This window comes from Microcystis sp. LE19-131.1A (assembly GCF_027532015.1).
GTDB classification, from domain to species: Bacteria; Cyanobacteriota; Cyanobacteriia; order Cyanobacteriales; family Microcystaceae; genus Microcystis; species Microcystis ichthyoblabe_A.
Genome location: NZ_JAPZSS010000112.1, coordinates 1 through 22,147, shown reverse-complemented (window position 1 = coordinate 22,147; position 22,147 = coordinate 1). Strand labels below are relative to the sequence as shown.

14 protein-coding genes, 1 tRNA gene and 2 pseudogenes are annotated in these 22,147 nt (G+C 46.7%); 8 read left to right on the top strand and 9 right to left on the bottom strand.

Annotated elements, in window-relative coordinates; translation table 11 throughout:
- Nucleotides 1-196: 196 nt before the first annotated feature.
- From O9323_RS09995 to O9323_RS09985, 3 genes and pseudogenes are all read left to right on the top strand, one after another.
- Nucleotides 197-268: transfer RNA gene (locus tag O9323_RS09995), tRNA-Thr, on the top strand.
- Nucleotides 269-489: 221 nt separating this feature from the next.
- Nucleotides 490-674, top strand: a pseudogene (locus O9323_RS09990) (IS1/IS1595 family N-terminal zinc-binding domain-containing protein); the annotation flags it as partial.
- Between the two features lie 97 nt (nt 675-771).
- On the top strand, nt 772-1,503 hold the full coding sequence (locus O9323_RS09985; RefSeq protein WP_024969762.1) for a carbonic anhydrase: 732 nt from the start codon (nt 772-774) through the stop codon (nt 1,501-1,503).
- Nucleotide 1,504: 1 nt separating this feature from the next.
- On the opposite strand, the gene O9323_RS09980 is transcribed toward O9323_RS09985, so the two are convergent.
- The 5 genes from O9323_RS09980 to rimP form a co-directional block, all read right to left on the bottom strand.
- A complete protein-coding gene (locus O9323_RS09980; RefSeq protein ID WP_002738450.1) occupies nt 1,505-2,074 on the bottom strand; it encodes a low-complexity tail membrane protein in 570 nt (189 codons plus the stop codon).
- A 133-nt stretch (nt 2,075-2,207) separates the two neighbouring features.
- Entirely contained in the window at nt 2,208-5,240 is a 3,033-nt protein-coding gene (infB, locus tag O9323_RS09975; RefSeq protein ID WP_002778404.1) for a translation initiation factor IF-2, read from the bottom strand.
- Nucleotides 5,241-5,351: 111 nt separating this feature from the next.
- A complete protein-coding gene (locus tag O9323_RS09970) occupies nt 5,352-5,633 on the bottom strand; it encodes a YlxR family protein (RefSeq protein WP_002738851.1) in 282 nt (93 codons plus the stop codon).
- Nucleotides 5,630-6,826 carry a transcription termination factor NusA gene (gene nusA, locus O9323_RS09965; protein WP_002738721.1) on the bottom strand — a complete coding sequence of 399 codons (1,197 nt, stop codon included), beginning with the start codon at nt 6,824-6,826 and terminating at the stop codon, nt 5,630-5,632. The genes O9323_RS09970 and nusA overlap by 4 nt, the downstream gene beginning before the upstream one ends.
- A 272-nt stretch (nt 6,827-7,098) precedes the next feature.
- A complete protein-coding gene (rimP, locus tag O9323_RS09960) occupies nt 7,099-7,569 on the bottom strand; it encodes a ribosome maturation factor RimP (protein ID WP_002756173.1) in 471 nt (156 codons plus the stop codon).
- 213 nt (nt 7,570-7,782) lie between these two features.
- Here rimP and ftsH point away from each other — a divergent pair, with 213 nt between their 5' ends.
- Complete coding sequence (gene ftsH / locus O9323_RS09955; protein ID WP_288125037.1) at nt 7,783-9,678, top strand: ATP-dependent zinc metalloprotease FtsH; 1,896 nt, start codon at nt 7,783-7,785, stop codon at nt 9,676-9,678.
- Between the two features lie 84 nt (nt 9,679-9,762).
- Here the strand turns inward: ftsH and O9323_RS09950 are convergent, their stop codons facing one another.
- Nucleotides 9,763-10,551: a response regulator transcription factor gene (locus O9323_RS09950; protein WP_002739319.1), complete on the bottom strand. Its 789-nt coding sequence runs from the start codon at nt 10,549-10,551 to the stop codon at nt 9,763-9,765.
- Nucleotides 10,552-10,932: 381 nt separating this feature from the next.
- Between O9323_RS09950 and O9323_RS09945 the strand changes: the two genes are divergently transcribed.
- Together O9323_RS09945 and O9323_RS09940 are read left to right on the top strand one after the other, a co-directional pair.
- Nucleotides 10,933-12,228, top strand: a complete 1,296-nt coding sequence (locus O9323_RS09945; protein WP_036396975.1) for a Glu/Leu/Phe/Val family dehydrogenase — start codon at nt 10,933-10,935, stop codon at nt 12,226-12,228.
- A gap of 252 nt (nt 12,229-12,480) precedes the next feature.
- Nucleotides 12,481-15,213 (top strand): cation-transporting P-type ATPase, encoded by a 2,733-nt coding sequence (locus tag O9323_RS09940; RefSeq protein WP_288125038.1) that lies wholly within the window; start codon nt 12,481-12,483, stop codon nt 15,211-15,213.
- Nucleotides 15,214-15,606: 393 nt separating this feature from the next.
- On the opposite strand, the gene O9323_RS09935 is transcribed toward O9323_RS09940, so the two are convergent.
- Both O9323_RS09935 and O9323_RS09930 read right to left on the bottom strand, forming a co-directional pair.
- Complete coding sequence (locus O9323_RS09935) at nt 15,607-18,711, bottom strand: efflux RND transporter permease subunit (protein ID WP_002756159.1); 3,105 nt, start codon at nt 18,709-18,711, stop codon at nt 15,607-15,609.
- Nucleotides 18,712-18,794: 83 nt separating this feature from the next.
- Complete coding sequence (locus tag O9323_RS09930; protein ID WP_002738550.1) at nt 18,795-19,472, bottom strand: C40 family peptidase; 678 nt, start codon at nt 19,470-19,472, stop codon at nt 18,795-18,797.
- Between the two features lie 649 nt (nt 19,473-20,121).
- On the opposite strand from O9323_RS09930, the gene O9323_RS09925 reads away from it, so the two are divergent.
- A complete protein-coding gene (locus O9323_RS09925) occupies nt 20,122-21,510 on the top strand; it encodes an LCP family protein (protein ID WP_288125036.1) in 1,389 nt (462 codons plus the stop codon).
- 2 nt (nt 21,511-21,512) lie between these two features.
- Nucleotides 21,513-22,061 carry a pentapeptide repeat-containing protein gene (locus O9323_RS09920; RefSeq protein WP_288125035.1) on the top strand — a complete coding sequence of 183 codons (549 nt, stop codon included), beginning with the start codon at nt 21,513-21,515 and terminating at the stop codon, nt 22,059-22,061.
- Here O9323_RS09920 and O9323_RS09915 read toward each other — a convergent pair.
- Nucleotides 22,017-22,147: pseudogene (locus O9323_RS09915) on the bottom strand (IS630 family transposase); the annotation flags it as partial. The gene O9323_RS09920 and the pseudogene O9323_RS09915 sit on opposite strands and share 45 nt — an antisense overlap.

Genomic DNA, 22,147 nt, shown 5'->3' with positions numbered 1-22,147 from the left:
CAAGCTTTTCTGGTCGGAACCCCCTAAGCCGAGTTTTCAAGGTGCTGCGCCGTCCACTTGGTTTTCGAGACTGGCCTTTTAATTCTAACGTAAAGCCAACCTAGAACGGCGGGGTTTCAGACCCAAAATTTCCGATGATCGACGAGGAAAAAATCTCCACTTGGTCTATTTGTGTTATAATGGGTTGGTTAAAAATGCTGGTGTAGCTCAGTGGTAGAGCAGCTGATTTGTAATCAGCCGGTCGCGGGTTCAAATCCCATCACCAGCTTCTGGGAAAACCAAATGTTTTCAGTCCCGACAAAGCTTTGGTGGCTTGTTTCGCAGCAAGGTTTACTGATTCTGTCGGTCTTTTTTGGTCATTGTTGGGTCAGTTGGTAATGATTCGGTAGTAGTGGCGTAGCCCTCTTGCCTACCTGGTATGAATTGTGTAAAATATTTATTAATAAAAATAATTGGAACCCGATCAGTCTTTAAACCTCTAGCTTGATCATGACTTTTCTGATAAATATCTTTTTCTGGCTCCTGTCTAGCTTACTCAAATATCAGTCTAGCACCGAACAAAATCCCCCCCTAGTTCACCTCTATTCCCCTGTTCTAATTGTGGTTCTCACCATACTATCAAGAATGGTTCTACTCATAATGGAAAACCCAAACGTCAATGTAAAGAATGTGGTCACTGAGCCTTTACATTGAGCTTTTACATTGAGCTTTTACATTGAGCTTTTACATTGAGCTTGTCGAAATGTGTCGAAATGTGCTGAATTTAATCCCATGTATAGACGAGAATTACTGCAATTTATAGGCTCTCATGCTCTTTTTGGGGCTATTAATCCAGAATTTACTTGGAATTATCAAAATATTGACCATTGGGGCGAATTATCAACGAATTATCGCCTCTGCACCACGGGAAAGCAACAAACACCGATCAATCTGAGTATAGTGACTGAAAAAGAGCTATACCAACCCACCTTTAATTATCGTCCTATACCCCTAAAAATTCGCCATAACGGTCATACAATCTTGGTTCAGACCGAAAAAGTTGGAAACATGAGTTTTCACGGCGAAAACTGGGATTTATTGCAGTTCCATTTTCATCACCCCAGCGAACATCAGATTAAAGGTCAGTCTTTCCCTCTAGAAATTCATTTAGTGCATCGAAATGGGAAGGGAAATTTAGCAGTTGTGGGCATCTTAGCCGAAATTGGTGCTTTTAATCCCTATTTACAAACCATTTGGGATTATTTGCCCCAAGAACCTTCTCCTGAAATGATTATCCCCGATACTTGGGTCAATGTCGGGCTTTTACTGCCGGAAAATAGCGGTTTCTATGAATATCAGGGGTCTTTGTCCACTCCTCCCTGTAGCGAGGATGTTCTCTGGTTAGTCTGGCAAAATACGATCAAAATTTCTCCCCAACAACTGCAACAATTGGCCGCAATTTTTCCCCGTAATGCGAGGAATATTCAACCCTTAAACGGGCGATCAATCCTGCATTTTGGCTAATTTAGATAATTTTATTAACTTTTAGACCAAAAATGGTAAATAACTCAGGAATGCGCTCAATAACTAAAGCTTCGGTCGCTGTCCAGTCACTTTCTTTAGTGGCTAAAACCCCTAGAACACTCAGAGGAACCTGTAAAAATAGGTGACTTAAGAGGAGAGCGATCGCAGCGATGACTAAACCTAAAAGCCGCCATTGGGGGAGATAGGCGGCCACGGCAGCCGCTAGAGGGGCAAAATTATAGATAGGCCAAGCGATGAGAATTAAGAGGACGACTCCCAAAAGAGTCAGAAGACGATGGCGAGGACGTTGAAAAAGAGAGAGAATTTTTAACTGTTCGGGGGTGAGTTGACTCGGTTTCAGGGCGACCAACAAAAGACTAAAGATATCAAAAGGTTTTGTCCACTGCATCCAAAAGACGGGAATAATAGCGATCGCTCCCAGAAATAGCCATTCTAGCCAAAGAAAAGGCAAGGGATCACCCACAGCTAAACCAATCCAAGCGATTTGTAAAAAGATTGGCAAAGCCGCTAACCCTGCCAGATGAATCCACAAAAAAGGTTCTGATTTCATAGAGGGAAGTGGGGAGATGGGGGAATTATGAATTATGAATTATGACTGATAACTGATAACTGATAACTGATAACTGATAACTGATAACTGATAACTGATAACTGACTCCCGACTCCCGACGGTTCAAGTGTAATTAACTGGATAAAGTGCGACGTTTCATGACCATTTCGTAGGCTTCGATAATGTCGCCTTCTTTCCAGTCATTGAATTTAGAAACACCGACACCGCACTCGAAACCGGTGGCCACTTCTCGGGCATCTTCCTTCATCCGTTTGAGGGAATCAAGAACCCCCTGATAAACAATTTCCTTGCCGCGACGCACGCGCAGGAAGCGATTCCGCACCAGTTTACCGGATTGGACATAACAACCAGCCACGGCCCCACGACCGACGGTGAAGACGGCCCGCACTTCGGCAAAACCGAGGTGTTCTTCCACTTCTTCGGGGTCGAGAAGACCTTCCATCGCCCCTTGAATATCATCGAGAAGCTTGTAGATGATATTGTAATCGCGGATATCAACTCCTTCCCGATCGGCGGATGCTCTGGCTCCACTGGCAAGGGTGGTATTAAAACCCACCACCACCGCACCACTAGCGGCGGCCAGATCCACATCGGTTTCGGTGATTTCTCCCGGAGAGGCGAGGAGAACGCGAATCTGCACTTCGTTTTGGGGTAACTGTTTGAGCGCACCGAGGATGGCCTCGACGGAACCTTGCACATCTGCCTTGAGGATGAGATTAAGTTCCTTGAGTTGTCCTTCTTGAGCTTGGATAGAGAGGGTGCTAAGGCTAACGCGACGGGAGGAGAGGGCCTGTTGTAAACGGGTGTTGCGTTGTTCGATCGCCCGTTGATCAGCGATCGATCGGGCCTCTTTTTCACTTTCATAGACATCGAACTCATCGCCGGCGGCCGGAACATCACTAAGACCGAGGATTTCCACGGCAAAGGAGGGGGTGGCCGCTTCGACTTTTTGGCCGCGATCATCGATCATCGCCCGAATTTTGCCGAAAACCGAACCAGCGACGATGCTATCACCGACGCGGAGAGTGCCATTCTGGACGAGCAGGGTAGCCACGGGACCTTTGGTGCGATCGAGGTTAGCTTCGATCACGGTTCCCTTAGCCAAGCGATCGGGGTTAGCAACCAATTCCTCTACTTCTGCCACCAAGAGAATCATTTCCAGCAGATTATCGAGATTTTCCCCCCGCAGGGCGCTAACGGGAACCATGATCGTCTCACCGCCCCAATCTTCGGCCACCAGTCCCTGTTCGGTCAATTCCTGTTTAATTCGGTCGGGGTTAGCCGAGGGTTTATCGACTTTGTTAATCGCCACCACGATGGGGACTTCGGCAGCCCTGGCGTGACTAATTGCCTCTTTCGTTTGGGGTTGTACACCATCATCGGCGGCCACCACCAGCACCGCTATATCGGTGACTCTCGCCCCACGGGCCCGCATGGCGGTAAAAGCTTCGTGGCCGGGGGTATCCAAAAAGACAATCTGTTCCGGTTTGCCGTTATGTTCCACATCGACGTGGTAAGCACCGATGTGCTGGGTGATGCCGCCGGCTTCTCCTTGGGCGACTTTGGTTTTGCGGATCGAGTCGAGGAGGGTGGTTTTACCGTGGTCAACGTGACCCATAATGGTGACGACGGGGGGACGACGCTGGAGACTTTCCCAGTCGGAGACATCGATCATCTCCGTGGTTTTGATCGCCGCCGACTGGGTGCTGGGGGTTTCCACGGTCATCTCGAAGTCCCTGGCGATCATTTCGATCGTGTCCACGTCGAGAGTTTGGGTGATATTAACCGCCATCCCTTTAAAAAATAGGGTTCTGATGATCTCAGTTTCGGGGACTTTCATCAATTCCGAGAGGTCGCGCACGGTAAGACTGCCGGTGATGACGATGCTTTCCGGGCGTTTTTCCTCTTGGGGTTCTTGACGCTCGCTTTTCGGGCTGCCGGTGTGGGCGGTTGGTTTACTGGGCCGCTTAACTTTGACTGCTGTTGGGGTGCCAGGGGTGGCAGCTTTAGCGCTGGGCGGTTTGGGGGGACGAGCGGTGGAAAGGGTAAAACTGGGGCTATTGATTAACCCGGATAGTTCCGATTCTAGATCATCGTCATCTTCAAAGAGAGCTTGGGTGCGGCGTTTGTTTTTGCCAGCAGTTTTGGCGGTTTTGGCCGCTTTTTTCTCTTCTTCTTCTTCTTCTTCCCAGCTAGATTTTTTGGCCATGCGAAGGGGCATGGTCGGTCGTTTGAGTTTTTTGGGCCCGTCTGCTCCGAGCAATCCGGTATCTGTATCGATTTCTGTGCCATCAACACCGGATTTCTTGGTGGTGTCGGTTTCTTCCTCGCCAGTAGCCGAGATTTTAGCGGGCATACCGGGGCGAACCGGGCGCTTCAATTCCACCGTCTCCCGCACTTCTCTAGCTGGTTCCGCCAGTTTCGGGCTTTTTCCGTCGGGTTTGCGGTTGAGGGTCGGTTTTTCTGGTTTAGCCAAGCTAACCCTGCGCTCAGGACTAGGGGCGTTTTCACTCTCGCCGCGCTCGCGTTTTTCTCCCCGCGGCCTGTCGTTACTGCCGGCGGCATTTTTAGATCGGGGTTCTGGCCGGCCCGAGGCGCTGCCCGGGCGTGGTTTCGGGGTGAGGGAGGGTCGATTAGGTGGGGCGATTAAGCTGGGGGATACTTCTGGCACTAGCGGGGTTTCGGTCGGGGTTTCTTTAACACTGGCGGACTGAGATGGCATCTGTGCAGCGGTGGGGGGAGTTTTTTCGGCCGCACCGTCGCGCCCTGGGGCAGCAACGAGGGGTTTAACTGGGGGACGGGGAGGACTGATTAAAGTCGGTTTAGCTGAGGAACCGGCAGGTCCGGGATAGATTTCCCCTTCTTCGCCAGTTTCGGGGCGGTTGTGTTTATGCAGGGCTAAAATCTTTTGTTTTTTTTCTTCGGCAGGACTAACCGATTCTCGCTGACCCGTACTATTTTTACTGGTACTCGAAACAACTCCCTTCGCAGCAATTGCCTTGATGCGTTGGGCATCCTCTTCGCTGATCGTGCTACTGTGGCTCTTGTACTCGATGTTCAACTGGTCACAGATGTCCAAAATGTCTTTGTTGTCTAGATTCAATTCTTTTGATAAATCGTAAATTCTGACTTTCGCGTTACTCATCCATTATCCCCCGGCTAAAGTGTTAGTGATCCTATAAGTTGGCTGATTTTTTGATCCTGTCAGGACTGCCCCCTTTCCATGGTAACGATTTTGTGGCTATGATCGTCAATTTTAATCCTGATTTGGACGACCTTGTTTGGCAGTCCCGAGGCGCTCTTGCAAGGATTCATAGAGCGTTTCGGGAATATTGGCTTTTAGGGCCCGTCCGAGACGATTTTTTTGCCGGGCCAGTTGTAGGCAGTTAGGTTGCGGACAGATATAGGCCGCTCTTCCCATTCCTTGATCTAATTGTATCTGTCCAGACGGGTGTAGTCGGACAATTCGCCAAAAGGATTCCTTCGGGGCGAAGAGACGGCAGCTAATACAGCGTCGATAATTGACGAAGGGGTTCATTCTTGGTCTAAATCCTGCGCTTCTGGGTCGGTTTCATCGGTTTTTACCTCTTGTTCTCCTTTATACAGGGCGATATCCTTAATATCGATTTTCCAGCCCGTCAGACGGGCGGCTAAACGCACGTTCTGCCCTTCTTTGCCAATCGCTAAACTTAATTGATCCTGTGCTACCAGTACCAATGCTTGTCTTTCTTCGGCATTAGTGAACAAAACTTGGTCAATGCGGGCGGGACTAAGGGCATTGGCGATGTAGGTGGCGGGATCTGGAGACCAGCGAATCACGTCGATTTTTTCGCCCCGCAATTCGTTCACCACGGCTTGAATCCGCGAACCTCTGGCCCCAATACAGGCCCCAACCGGATCCACGTCTCTTTCTAGGGTATCGACGGCGATTTTTGTCCGCGAACCAACGTGACGGGAGGGGGGATTAGCTTCCCGAGCGACGGCGACAATACGCACGATTTCCTCCTCGATTTCGGGAACTTCGTTGGCGAACAAATATACTACCAAGCCTGCCGCCGCTCTGGAAACAATTAATTGCGGGCCGCGTTGAGAACCTTCCAAGACTTTTTTGAGCAGAACTTTAAAGGTGGCGTTGGCGCGATAGTTATCGTTGGGCAGCTGTTCCCGTTTGGGTAGTTCTGCTTCCACTTCCGGTTGACCGTAGGTACTTTGTACCATGACAATGGCGGCCTGTCTTTCAAAACGGACGACCCGGGCCTGTAAAACGGTTCCTTCCAGATCTTGGAACTCCTCTTGAATCATTTTGCGTTGGTTATCCCGCAGTTTTTGCAGTAAAACCTGTTTAGTTTGAATCGCCGCCATGCGACCAAATTCTCTTTGGTCGGGGGTGACATCAAGAACTACTTCATCCCCTAATTGGGCTTCATCGGCCACTTCCTGCACTTCTTTGAGACCGATGTGATGGTCGGGATTGGTCACTTCTTCCACAATAGTTTTAGTAGAAAGGATGCGAAACCCTTCTTCTTCTACGTCTAATTCCACATCAAAGTTATTGAAATAATCTTCATGAAATTGAGCGGCTTTTTCTAAACTTTGGGCGCGGCGATAACGTTCGTAACCCTTGATAAGTGCCTCACGCAAAGCCTCCTGTACGGCATTTTTGGGCAGATTATGTCGTTGGCTAATTTCTTCGAGCATTATTTTTAAACCGGGCAAATTAACGGTAGCCATAATTATTTTTTCTCCTTACTTTTGAGTTATTAGTTTTTTAGCTATTAGCCTTGTATCAGTTATCAGTTATCAGTTATCAGATGTAAGTTATCAGTTATCAGATGTAAGTTTTAAGTTAATCAGTTAGTTATAGCGTTTCCTGTTCGCAAGAGGTACATTGTCGATGGTGAAAAGCTTAATCAGCAAAGGTTTAACTGTACCACACAGGTGTGAGAAACGCTATAGTTATTTATCTTCATCCTTATCCCTGATTACTGATTACTGATTACTGATTACTGATTATTGCGCTGCTCATCTAAACGGACGCTGATGACAGTGGTGCGATCGATGGTCAGGGCGCGACCCTTTTGGTTAAGATAAATAGATTGCTCATCTCTACCTTGCAGTTTTCCGCGCCATTCTTTTGGTTTTCCCTGGCTATCTTGGCCGGTAATGATGACGGGAAAACCTTTAAAAGACTGAAATTCACGCTCACTGCTCAGTTGTCGAGAAATGCCGGGGCTAGATATTTCCAAAACGTAGGCACCGGGTAAGATCTCTTGACTGTCGAGGGCGGTTTCTAAAGACCGACTCATCTGCTCACAGTCCTCTAAACCAGTATCTCCCGCAAGATTGCGAATATCAACGCGCAGGACGGGAGGCCTTTTATTGGTTTGGAAAACGATATCGACCACTTCTAGCCCCAAGTTTTCAGCGATAGGGGTGGCTAGGTGCAGCAGGTCGGGGATGAGCGGATGGGTCATGATTTAGACAATAAAAAAAGCGGGCGAAACCCACTTCCCTAAACTGTTAGTGATTGGGATAGGCAGTTGTTAGACCACCTAGCTGAATACAGTATAGCAAAAAACCGTCATCACTATTTGCCCTCAGGGTCTTGCCGGGGAAAAACAGAACAGTGGTCACGATCGAGTCGATCTGTCACAATGAATACAGGGTAACTAGATATAGAGTCAATTATGGATCAAAAATCTCCACTCACCGTAGTTAGAGCCAAGTCAGCTAAGAATCGTGGTCATCGGCCAGTATGGAAAGGGATTGTCAGCACTTGGATGATTCTGCAAACCTTTGGCCATGTCAATCCTGCTTGGAGTCAAAAAAACCCAAATACCCTCACCTACGGTGAATTGTTAGAGAAAATCGAGCAAGGCAAGGTAAAAAAGGTGGAAATCAATCCTTCTTTGCAGCAGGCAGCAGTTACCCTCGTCGGTCAAACGGATAAGGATACCCCGAAAGAAGTTAATTTATTTGACCAAAATCCCGAATTAATCAAGAAACTCGATGCTAAAAAAATTGAGTATGGTATTCTCCCCACCACTGACAATTCGGCCTTGATCAATGTTCTCACTAACCTGTTAGTGATTATTATCGTCTTGGGATTATTGGTGTTTATTATCCGTCGTTCTGCCAATGCCTCCGGTCAAGCGATGAACTTCGGTAAATCAAGGGCGCGGTTTCAGATGGAGGCGAAAACTGGCATAGAATTCAATGATGTGGCCGGTGTGGATGAGGCCAAGGAAGATCTAGAGGAAGTGGTAACATTCCTCAAACAACCGGAAAAATTTACGGCTATTGGTGCGAAAATCCCCAAAGGAGTCCTGTTAATTGGTCCTCCGGGGACGGGAAAAACTTTACTGGCTAAAGCGATCGCAGGAGAGGCGGGAGTACCTTTTTTCAGCATCTCCGGGTCGGAATTTGTGGAGATGTTCGTCGGGGTTGGTGCGTCGCGAGTGCGAGATTTGTTCCGAAAAGCCCAGGAAAATGCCCCTTGTTTGGTTTTTATCGATGAAATTGATGCCGTTGGTCGTCAACGAGGGATCGGTTATGGGGGAGGTAATGATGAACGGGAACAAACCCTGAACCAATTATTGACGGAAATGGACGGTTTTGAGGTCAATACTGGCATTATCGTTATTGCCGCCACCAACAGGCCCGATGTTTTGGATTCGGCCCTGCTGCGTCCGGGTCGTTTTGACCGACAGGTGGTGGTGGATTATCCAGATTCTAAGGGACGTTTGGCCATTTTGGAGGTTCATTCTCGCGATAAAAAGGTGGCTGCTGATGTGGCTCTGGAGGCGATCGCCCGGCGCACCCCCGGTTTTACTGGGGCAGATTTGGCGAATATGCTCAACGAAGCGGCGATTTTTACCGCTAGACGGCGGAAAGAGGCGATTACCATGGCGGAGGTCAACGATGCGATTGATCGGATTGTGGCCGGTATGGAAGGGCGCGCTTTAGTGGATAGTAAAGCCAAGCGTTTGATCGCCTATCATGAAGTGGGCCATGCGATTGTCGGTACTCTCTGTCCTGGCCACGATCAAGTGGAAAAAGTCACCCTGATTCCCCGGGGTCAAGCGCAGGGGTTAACTTGGTTCACTCCCGATGAAGAACAGGGTTTAACCAGTCGTTCCCAGTTGTTGGCCCGAATTGCGGGATTATTAGGGGGAAGGGTGGCGGAGGAATGTGTCTTCGGTGAGGATGAAGTGACCACCGGTGCCGGTAATGATATTGAAAAAATTACCTATCTGGCCCGACAGATGGTAACGCGTCTGGGAATGTCGGAATTGGGATTGATTGCCCTAGAGGAGGATGGTAATTCCTATCTCGGTGGTGCTGGCGCTGGTTATCATGCCGACCATTCTTTCGCGATGATGGCAAAAATTGATGCACAAGTGCGGGAACTTGTCAAGCAATGCCACGATTTAGCAACAAAACTTATCCTTGACAATCGTATGGCGATTGATCGCTTGGTGGAGATACTGATTGAACAGGAAACCATTGACGGCGACGAATTTCGGCGTTTATTGAGGGAATTTCAGCAACAAGCGGATCGGTCAATGGTGACTATGGTTTAATTTGCCCTTCGTCTCCTTGCTTCATTCAGTGCTTAGGAGACGATTTCAGCCAAAAATCTGCTAATCAGTCGGACAAAGCCAGAATTAACGACTAACATTGTGAGCGGGGATTTTACTCATGGAATGACCGTTATGATTGCCTTTGGTGGAAGCAATAATATTAGCTTCTAAAGCTGAATTGATCTCGGCCAACATTTCTAGATTGAAACGATAGCCGACGTTGCGGACGGTTTGAATTAAATTAGGTTGTCTGGGATCGGTTTCGATTTTTTTCCGCAGAGAGAGAACATGAGTATCAATTGTCCGGGGGTTATCGATTTCCTCGGGCCAAGCGCGACGCAGTAAATCGGCTCTTGATAGGGGTGTTCCCTCCGCTTGGGCTAAAACGTAGAGTAGGCTAAATTCTTGGGGCGTTAATTCGATATACTCCCCGCGAAATTGTACCCGTCTTTGGGCTAAATCTATTTTTAATTGTCCATAATCCAAGTGTAGGGGAGCAGCCCTACCGCCTAAACGACGGGTTAACACTTCTACCCTAGCCATAAATTCTTGCATTCCAAAGGGCTTTTTCAGGTAGTCGTCGGCCCCGGCTTTTAAACCATTGACCACATCTTTTTCGCCATTGCGGGCCGAGAGAATCAGTATTAGAGAATGTTTTTGTTGATAAAGCCAACGGCAGAGTTCGATTCCATCCCCGTCGGGTAAGTCGGAATCGATAATTGCTAAGGTTGGTTGACGGTGAAGGAAAGCTTGACGCGCACTTTGCAGGTTTGCCGATTGATTGACCAAATAGCCGGCCTGTTGCAGATGCCAAGCTAATAGCGATCGCAAGTGCGGGTTGCCCTCAACAATAGAAATATGGATCGATACCACTTGAGTTTCTGCCCCATTACTGCACAGATTGACACATTGTCAGGGTATCAGAATTAATGTCAAGATGTTGTAACAATCGTAACATTCGTCAGCCGTCAGCTTTTTAGCTATCAAGCATCGGTGGTCGGTGGTCGATGGCAAATTAGGTTACATTTCATCTTTGTATCGTTGACAATTAAAATTAAATGGAATTAAGCGATCGCATCCTCTTGGTGGATGATGTACCAGAAAATCTCTTACTCACTGAAGTTAACTCAACACTAACCTTGTTTGAGAACACTGGTAGGCAATTCCCGCCCATGGTTAATTAAGAAAAATAAACTGTAGTGAAATATACGGTTTTGACCTGTTCTAATGGGGATAGATAGGGGAAAAAAAATCATGTCGAAATCACTCTTTACCGATGCCAGCAGTCGCCTAGAACGGGCCCTTAAGTATGTCTCCATTTCCGATGATGCGATCGAGCGGTTAAAATATCCCAAAGCTAGTCTTAGCGTCTCCATACCCGTCCGTATGGACAACGGCACTTTAAGAATCTTCCAAGGCTACCGCGTCCGCTACGATGACACCCGCGGCCCCGGCAAGGGGGGTGTGCGCTATCATCCCAACGTCAGCATTGATGAGGTGCAGTCCCTGGCCTTTTGGATGACCTTTAAATGCGCCCTGCTGGATTTGCCCTTCGGTGGGGCTAAGGGCGGCATTACCCTAAATCCGAAAGAATTGTCAAAAGCCGAGTTAGAACGCCTTAGCCGGGGCTATATCGAGGGTATAGCCGACTTTATCGGTCCCGATGTCGATATTCTTGCCCCCGATGTCTATACCAACGAGATGATCATGGGTTGGATGATGGACCAGTACAGCATCATTCAGCGTAAAATTAGTCCGGCGGTGGTGACGGGGAAACCTTTAACCATGGGAGGCAGTCGCGGCCGCGATACGGCGACGGGAACGGGGGCTTTTCATGTTATTAACTCTCTTTTGCCGAAATTAGATAAAAAACCCGCTAATACTACCGTAGCCGTCCAAGGATTCGGTAACGCTGGGGCTGTAGTAGCGGATCTCCTCGCCAAAGCCGGTTATCAAGTGGTGGCGGTAAGTGATTCCCAGGGCGGCATTTATCGGGAAAAAGGGCTAGATATTGCCAGTATTCGTGAGTATAAACAGGAACATCGCGGAATTACTGCTATTTACTGTGAGGGTACTGTGTGTAATATCTTAGAACACGAGGCGATTAGTAATGAAGAATTATTAGCCCTAGATGTGGATGTTTTGATTCCGGCTGCCCTAGAAAACCAAATTACCGCCGAAAATGCCGATCGCGTGCGGGCAAAATATATCTTTGAAGTGGCCAACGGTCCCACTACCTCAGAAGCCGATCGCATTTTAGACTCAAAAGGAATTCTCGTTTTCCCCGATATTTTGGTTAACGCGGGTGGGGTAACGGTGAGTTATTTTGAATGGGTGCAAAATCGCAGCGGTCTTTATTGGCGATTAAACGAGATCAATGAGCGCTTAAAAGAAAGAATGGTGACAGAAGCGGAAAAAGTCTGGTCTTTCGCCCAGGAGTTCGATATATCTCTGCGTAACGCCGCCTACGCCCAGGCGATTGCTCGTCTCGGAGAAGCCCTAGATGCCAAGGGAACCCGCGACTATTACCAAAATAAGACGAGAGCTTAAAAGCTATTGTCTTTTTCAGGGCGTTAAGTGGGTTTGGCTCTAGGTTTTAAAAATCCCAGAGAAGCAGATTCCTAGCCAAAAATTAAGATTCTGGTCGGCTAAAAAGATCCTAGGCAACCCGATAAATCGACGTTGCCTAGCAGCCGCTTAGAATCCCTAGTCATTTACGCGGGGGAATGGTGTGCAGCAAGAGCAAGAACCTATCCGACTGATAGGATCAGAATATCCATCTGCTAAATATGGTCGAGCATGATGCCAGTTCAATTATCGTTGCCGTTGTATCATCAACTTTCTCAACCAGAGGTGATTGAATACTTGACCAGCGATGGGTCAACGGGCTTATCAGCAGAAGAAGTGGCTAGTCGCTACGAAAAATATGGCCAGAATGAACTGCGATTTAAGCCGGGGAAACCAGCTTGGTTGAGATTTTTGGGGCAATTTCATCAGCCACTACTCTATATTCTCCTGCTTGCGGGTACTATTAAGGCATTTTTAGGGTCTTGGACGAATGCCTCGGTGATTTGGGGAGTTACCCTGATCAATGCCATTATTGGCTATGTGCAGGAAGCTAAGGCGGAAGGTGCGATCGCTTCCCTAGCCAAAGCCGTAACCACAGAAGCGACCGTGTTGCGAGAGGGACAAACCCTCCGGATTCCATCTCGGGATTTGGTGCCAGGAGATATCGTTTTATTGGCATCGGGGGATAAAGTACCGGCGGACTTGAGGCTGCTGAAAGTCCGCAATTTGCAAGTGGATGAGTCTGCCCTGACCGGGGAATCCTTGCCCGGGTCAAAAGCGATCGAACCCTTACCCGGGGATACGCCCCTAGCAGAACGGACAAACATGGCCTACGCAGGGAGTTTCGTTACCTTTGGACAGGGCAAAGGGATTGTTGTCTCTACGGCCAACGCCACCGAAGTGGGGCAGATTTCCCAGTCGATGGAAAGCCGAGTCAGCCTTAGCACACCCCTGACCCGTAAATTTGCCCAATTTAGCCGCACCCTACTCTACACAATTTTGACCCTAGCAACCTTGACCTTTACCATCGGGTTAGGACGGGGGAAATCTTGGATCGATATGTTTGAAGCTGCCGTTGCCCTCGCAGTGAGTGCGATTCCAGAAGGGCTGCCGGCAGTGGTAACGATTACCTTGGCAATTGGGGTCAACCGCATGGCCCGTCGTCATGCGATTATTCGTAAACTGCCCGCAGTGGAAGCATTGGGGAGTGCGACCGTCATTTGTTCCGACAAAACCGGAACCCTAACGGAAAATCAAATGACTGTACAGTCCATTTATACCGAAGGGCAATATTACGCCGTTAGTGGTGGTGGCTATAGTCCCAAGGGCGAAATTAGTCTGATCACCGATGGCAACCCCAGCAGCCCATTTGCAGAGGAATTACCGCCGGCCCTGGGGGATTGTCTGGTAGCTGGTTTGCTTTGTAATGACTCCGGGCTAAAACAAAGGGGAGAAGATTGGTCAGTGGTGGGGGATCCTACGGAAGGGGCGCTGATTGCGGCCGCTGCCAAAGCAGGTCTCAGTCAATTGGGGCTATTGTCTTTAACCCCACGATTGGATGCAATTCCCTTTGAATCTGAGTACCAATACATGGCAACCCTGCATGATGGGATACCTCGTCTGATCTATGTCAAGGGATCGGTTGAGTCGCTAATGCGTCGTTGTTCCCAGATGATCGATCGCTATGGTCAGATGACCGCGCTGAACGCCGAACAGATCGAGCAAGCGGTAGAAACGATGGCAGAGCAGGGTTTACGGGTGCTTGCCTTTGCCAAAAAAGCAGCAGCGACCCATCAGCATTCTATCGACCATGAGGATATCGAAACAGGCTTGGTGTTTCTGGGATTACAGGGCATGATTGACCCACCTCGTCCAGAGGCGATCGCTGCCGTTCATGCCTGTCAAACTGCCGGGATTCGGGTCAAGATGATTACTGGTGATCATCTTGTCACAGCACGGGCGATCGCGGAACGGATGGGCATTAAAACGGCAGCACAAGTCTTAGCATTTGAGGGAAAAGAATTAGCGCAAATGGATAATCATCAACTGGCCCAAGCGGTGGTCGATGGATCGGTATTTGCCAGGGTTGCCCCTACCCAAAAACTGCAACTGGTGGAAGTACTCCAGTCTCAAGGGGAAATCGTGGCGATGACCGGCGATGGTGTCAATGATGCGCCGGCTCTCAAGCAGGCCGATATCGGCATTGCCATGGGGAAAGGGGGAACGGAAGTCGCCAGGGAATCTGCTGATATGCTCCTCACTGATGATAACTTTGCCTCGATCAAGGCCGCTGTCGAAGAAGGACGCACCGTTTATCAAAATTTACGCAAAGCGATATCTTTTCTCTTGCCTGTCAATGGTGGCGAATCGATGACGATTCTGATCAGTACCTTACTAGCACGAGATTTACCCATCCTCTCCCTACAAGTACTCTGGTTGAACATGATCAACTCCGTCACGATGACTGTTCCCCTGGCCTTTGAAGCAAAATCCCCCAGCATTATGCAGTCACCACCACGCAATCCCAATGAACCTTTGATCACCAAAAAACTATTGCGCCGAATTTTGGCTGTTTCATTGTTTAACTGGATTCTGATTTTTGGTATGTTTGAGTGGGCTAAATCGACCACAGGAGATATTGCCGTTGCCCGCACAATGGCAATTCAATCCCTTGTGGCAGCACGGGTTATCTATCTGCTCAGTATCAGCCAATTAGGGATGAGCCTAGTGGACTACCTACGTCGTCAGTCAACCTCGATTACTAATGCACCAATCCTAATTTTGGGGATTGTGGCTGCTGTTGCCCTACAAATTTTGTTTAGTCAATGGGGGGTGATGAACAGTCTGTTTGCAACGGCGACCCTAACCGCTTATCAATGGCTAATCTGTTTGTTGCCGATGCCGCTCATGGTACTTTGGGCAATTTTTGCCAATGTTATCGATCCTCCTCATTGTCAGGGGAAATAACTAGGGTTTGCGGCAAAAAGTTTGTTGGTGGGGTTAGGAGTCAGGAGCCGGTCGTCGGTCGTTTGAGGCTTTGTTGCCCTCTCTTTTTGTACCAGTTTATGTACTAAAAGAAGGATAATGCAAGGTTTTTGGCTCTCCCCGGTTTGGTGGGTAAAATGTATTCTAAGATACATTCCTCCTAGCGAGGGGGTGGAACGAACCACAAAGACACAAAGATCGATCGATCCTATGTAAGTCAAACTTATCACACAGAACCTAGAAGAGCCTAATTTTTACTTATCTTTAGCCAACATTGGGTTAGAAGACAGTATTCTCCGAGTCGGGAGTCAGCTTTATTCTCCCCACACCCCACACCCCACACCCCACTTCCCGACTTCCCACTGTGCAGGGGGATTATTTTCTGGAGAATAAAACGTAAAAACAGGGAATAATAAACAGAGTTAACAGCGTTGCTAAAGACAAACCCGAAAAAACGACAATTCCTAAAGGTTGCAGGAATTCTCCCCCCTCTCCCAATCCTAAAGCGAGGGGAAATAAACCTAAAACCGTGGTCACGGTAGTCATTAAAATCGGTCGTAAACGTTGGGGAGCGGCCTTTAAAATGGCTTGTAGTCGAGTAAAACCGAATTCTTGCCGCAATTGATTCGCCAATTCCACCATAATAATCCCGTTATTAACCACAATGCCCACCAATAACACCACCCCGACGATGACAATGGCATTAATCGGGGTTTTGGTCAAATATAGTCCAAAAATTCCCCCCGCTAGGGCCAAAGGAACGGTTAACATAATCACCAAAGGGTCTATGAGCGAGTTATACTGGACGGCCATGACCACAAAGACTAAAAATACCGATAAACCCGCTAATAAACCCAAAGAACCCTGAATTTCTTGATTAGAGATGGCAGCAGCACTGGGTAAAATGCTGATACCATCGGGTAAGGGAGTGGAATTTAAAACCGATTGTACCCCCGCGAGTGCGTCACTTAATTTCGCACCCTCGACTAAACTGCCGATAATAATAAAAACTTGACGCTGATTAATTCTCTGGATGACTGCTGGGGTTTTTCCCCCTTCAATCCTAGCGATATCTGCTAATTTTAAGTCTTCTTGCCTATTGACAAAAATAGGTATTTGTGAGATGTCACTAATTTTTTGCCGCGAGTTGGGGTCCAATTGCACTCGGATATCGATTAATCTTTCTCCCCGTTGCAGTTGGGTGGGGATTGATCCTTGAATAGCGGTCCGTAGCGTTTGTCCCACTTCCAGGGTACTCAATCCCAAACTATTTAAGCGGGTCCAATCGGGTTTAATCTGGATTTCCGGTTGTCTGGGGTCAGCATCGGCACGAAAACGCGCACTAGGGACTTTTTCATCGAGAATACTGAGGATTTCTTCACCAGCTTGCTCTAAAGTTTTCCCATCTCGTCCCTGTAACATCACATCCACGTCAGCACCAACGGAGGGAGAGTTATTAAGAATAATACCGCGCACTTGACCGGGGGTGAGACGCAAACGCACGTTAACGAGGTTTAATTGCTCTAGTGCTTTGCTCATGCGTTCGATATACGCTTCTGTATTAGTGCCTTGTTTGAGATTAATCGTACTAGAACCGCGCAAAATATTTTCATTGGTAGTTGTGCCAAAAAGAGAACCGCCACTGGTAGTAAAAACGTACTTAGTCTCTGGTTGTGATAATAAAATCTTTTCTACTTCCCGCATCACCTGACGGTTAGTATTTAAATTGGTACCAGGAGGAAATTGAGCAAAAACGTTCACCTGTCCGGTTTGAATACGACTAAAGACTTCCTGGGGGATATATTGCCAGAGATAGAAACTACTTCCCCCTAAAATTAAAAAGGCCAGCAGGATAACAGGTATTCTGTAGCGGATGATTTTAGCTAAACAACGACCATAGAGAATAGTTAAAGCTTCTAGACGTTGACTAAAGACTTTTAAGAGCCAAAATCGCTGAATACCACTAGAAACCCGCATATTTAACAAACGACTGGCTAACATGGGAACAACGGTTAACGCACACAGGAGAGAAGCAGCCACAGCAAAACTGATAGTGAGGATAATCTCGTTAAACAGCAGGGAGATAAAACCACCCAGTAATAAAAATGGCAGGATAGAGACGAGATTAGTCGCAGTGGAGGCCACTAAAGCGGATTCTACCTCTTGGCTGCTATTCCGGGCAATTTCTAAAAAATCTCGCTTATTTTGGTTTTGACTAACTTTGAGGGCAATATTTTCCAGCATGACGATGGAATTATCCACCACGATACCCACCCCTAGGGCCAATCCTCCCAAACTAAACACATTTATCGATAACCCGAATAACTTCATACAGATAATTGCGACGAGGGTAGAAAGAGGAATCGCTAGGATAATGATAAAAGTCTGTCGCAGGGAACCGAGAAAGACGAATACAGTCAATCCTGCTAGAATTGTCCCTGCTAGTCCCGAAGAAACCACGTTATTAACCGCATTTTGGATAAATACAGACTCATCGCTAGTGGGGACGACTTGCATTCCCCCGGTCATTAACCCGGATTTTTTTAATTCTGTAATGCGTTTTTTGACCCCTTCTACCACAGCAATCGTGTTCGCATTCGGTTGTTTTTGGACGCTAACCCTGACGGCATTTTTTCCATTTAGGGTGACAAAAATTCTTTGTTCTTCTGTCCCATCGATAACTCTGGCCACATCCCGCAGATAGATTTTTTCTTCGGGATTATTACTATCGGTCAGTGCTAAATCTTGGATATCCGCTACGTTTTTAAATTTCCCCACCGCACGGGTTAAAGGTTCCCCAGTTTCTCCCTCTAGTCGGCCCCCAGAGATGTCCTGATTGCGTCTTTTTAGGGTGTCTAAAACCTGATTTAATCCCACTCCCAGAGATTGTAATCGCTGCAGGTCAATATTAACCTGAATTTCTTCTCTAACTCCCCCAATCACGTCCACCACTGCAACTCCTCCCACAAATCCTAATTCTCTCCCTAATTCTTCATCAGCAAATAATCTTAAATCTTTTAGGGGTAGGGTATCAGAAACGAGAGCAAATTCATAGACGGGTAAACGAGAGGGTTCAAATTTGTTTAAGCGCGGTTCCTCAATAATATCGGGTAAATTTTGTCGGACACGATTAAAACTTTCGGTAGCTTCATTTAAAGCGACATTTAAATCTCCCCCCGGTTGAAAAAATAAATCTACTCGCATCCTTCCCTCGCGAGTTTCTGAATAAACTTGCACTACTCCCTCGGTGGCACTCATTCCTTCTTCTAGGGGTTTAGTTACTTCTTCGAGAATAACTTCCGGGGAAACTCCCGGGACATTCATCCTTAAACTAATGCGAGGATAAGTGATAGAAGGAAGCAAATCTACTTGTAAACGATTTAGAAAAAAAAGACCGATGATGATAACTGCTATAGTTAACATCAATACTCCTATGTGACGACGAATTGATAGACCGCTTAGGGAGATGTTTTCTAACATGATTACCTATGGGAGAGAGTAAACAGTGAACAGTAAACAGTAAACCCATAACTGATAACTGATAACTGATAACTGATAACTGATTAATTGTGCATAACTCGACCGAAACTCCATAATTTTTGATAATAATGACGACTGACGCTATCCCTATCATCGGTGAGTAGATTGATAGCGATACCATTGTTACCTGTTTCTTTTCCTGAACTGTGGATATATTGATTATTCCCTAGATATAAAGCCACATGATTAACTCTTTTATCACCAAAGAAAATTAAATCTCCTGGGAGTAATTCCTCTCGGTTTATTTTTTGACAAAAAGCCTCCTGTTGATAGGAATCCCTCGGCAACCAAATGCCAAAAGTGGCAAAAGCAGCCTGGATTAATCCTGAACAATCGTAATTAGGTGCAAGGGTTCCACCCCAGAGATAATGATTGGTACAATTCATTGCTTCCTGAGTAAAAGAGATAATCTCAGGAATATGTTTTTCTATGTCCGAACGAGTTAGAGGAATTTTTTGATAAGCTGTGGTGGCCGCCGCAATTGCATCTAAATCTTCTCTGCATAACCAAGCTAAATAATTATCTTCCCTTAGCTGAATTTGTAGCCCTTTTTCGGTAATTTCTAGGGAAATAAATTTTAATTTTCTTCCCCGTTGTGCTTGGGTAGCTAACTCTTGACAACTGGGAGAATTGTAGAGATTTAAGTCTCTTAGACAGAGATATTCCTGGGTAGATGATGGGGGAAGGGAGATGATTTGCATAAAAAATAGCTCAGAATTTATTGACAGAAAAAACTGCATTACTAGCCAAAAGCAAAGGGATAACAACGAGGAGAATAACCTTAGTTCGTTCTGTCATCTTCAAGTTTCCACCTCTCTTAATTCGGCTCTCTTATTCTTTGTGTGAGCAGTTTAACTTACTATAGAAGCGATCAATCTTTGTGTCCTCTGTGTCGGTCGGGTTCCTTCCACTCGCTCGCCAGCAGGACTGTATCTTAGAATACATTTTACCCACCAAACCTAAGAGAGCCTTAATTCTTGGCCATAAAGATAATCTATAACCGAACTGAATCCCTGAAAAATTATTAAACCTATGGCATAATTAACCTTTCAGGGTTCAAAAACTGCAAAAATAAGGCTTAAATGGCATACAATCGGTGAATAGAGCGTTTAATCGTTTATTATTCGTTTTTAATTCTCCTGACTACTGGCTACTGGCTACCGACACCTAACCCTAACAACAATTTTTGATTTTTACAACAGGTCTAGGATAGCCAGTTCCTTAACAATATGTTACGATAGCCGGCGAGAGGGGGTGGCCAATATCTGGAACTTTTGCTCTAGAGATAGATTCTAGGGATCAACAGTCACCTCCTAGAGTAAGCTTTTAATCAGATGTTGAGGTTAGTCTATGGCCAATGTTTCCGGGCGGTTTGAAAAGCAAGAATACAGCCAAAACTCAGAAAATACCGTCACGGTGGTCAGTTCAGTCATGTCCGGTTTAAAAAAAGCATCTCCCCTGCAAAAGGGCTTATTTTGGGGAATAACCCTCAGTTTTACCGCCCTAGTTTCCGCCACTGTTGGGGCTGCCGTCGCTTTAATTAGTCCCTTACCCGCACCAATTGGGGCCATCTTCCAAAAAACATCTTTTCCCACCCAAACAGACATCCTTGAGGATCAAGCTTGGAATAGCTTAATCAATCAGCAGCTTTCTCGTCCTGTTAATATTTTAGTTATGGGCATCGATCGAGTTTTAGATGCCAAAAACGGCGATGATGTGTTTAAAGGTCGCAGCGATACCATGCTCCTAGTGCGCTTCGATCCTAGCGATAAAACCGTGAGAATGTTGTCTATCCCTCGCGATAGCCGCGTCAGAATCCCCGGCCACGGTTTCACTAAAATCAACGATGCTAACGTTCACGGTGGACCAACTCTAGCGGCAGAAGTTGTCACTAATACTTTAGGGGATGTCACCATTGATCGCTATGTGCGGGTGACTACCGATGCCTTTAAGGAATTAGTCGATTTAGTCGGGGGTGTAGAAGTTTATGTACCCGAACGAATGTATCATAAAGATGTCACCCAAAAATTAGAAATTGATTTACAAGAGGGTTGGCAAAATCTCAACGGCGACCAAGCAGAACAATTTGCCCGTTTTCGTAACCCGCAATACGGCGATATTGGTCGCGTACAAAGACAACAAATTTTATTAAAAGCACTCCAAAAAAAGATTTTTAGTCCGACAATTCTCCCCAGTCTCCCGAAAGCAGTACAGGTTTTACAACAATATATCGATACGAACTTAAGCGTCGAGGAAATGCTGGCTATCGCCAATTTTGGCCGGGAAATTAAACAGGATAACTTAAGAATGATCCTACTCCCTGGCCGGTTTAATAGCCTCGAGGAATACGATGGTCGCAGTTATTGGATTTTGAACCGTCGCGAAATTAGAACCATTGTGGCTAATAATTTTACCGATAACCACGCGGGGGGAGAAACCTCCGTTTATAGTCTGGGGATTGCCATTCAAAATGCCACCAATACCAAAGGTTTAGCCCGTCGTACTCGTGATTATCTGGCCAAACAGGGCTACACAAATGTTTATATTAGCGATGACTCCTCCCAAAAGCTAGAAACCACGGCGATTATTGCCCAAAAAGGTGATATTCAGTCCGCTAACCTCTTGAAAAATCAATTGGGAATCGGTAAAGTAGAATCATCCTCCACTGGTGCTTTAGACTCAGACCTAACTATTCGGGTGGGTGATGATGTGGCCCAGTTTCTCGACGCTCAACAGTAACAATGTTGAAAAATTTTTTCAGTCTGGTTTTAATTATTTTGCTGGCGATTCTGTGGCTACTTTTCGCGGCCCGTCCGGTGGCTTTGGCCCAAGATAAAACGATTAACTATAGTTTTGCCCAGCTGCAAGATCGGGATTTTTCCCATCAGGATTTGCGCGGAGGGGTTTTCGCAGCTGCCGCAATGCGGGGAGTTAACCTAGAAGGGTCCGATTTATCCTATAGCATTCTCACCGAGGCTGTCCTCTTAAAAGCTAACTTAAAAGGGGCCGATTTAACCGCCTCTTTGGTAGATAGAGTTACCCTCGATTTTGCCGATTTAACTAACACTATTTTTACCGATGCGATCGCCACTCGCAGCCGTTTTTATGACACAATTATTACTGGGGCCGATTTCACTAACGCGGTCATTGATAACTATCAGGTCAAGTTAATGTGTGAACGGGCCGATGGCATTAATCCAGTCACGGGAGTGGCCACCAGGGATAGTTTAGGCTGTAATTATACTTTAGACGTTCATAATCTGAGATTTATTAAACTTCTGAAATCGTAGAGTCAGCAAAGAATCCAGTTCTTTTTTATGTTTCAGATGGGCATCATTCAAACATTCATAAATGGCTGAAGAAAAGTCAGAAAAGT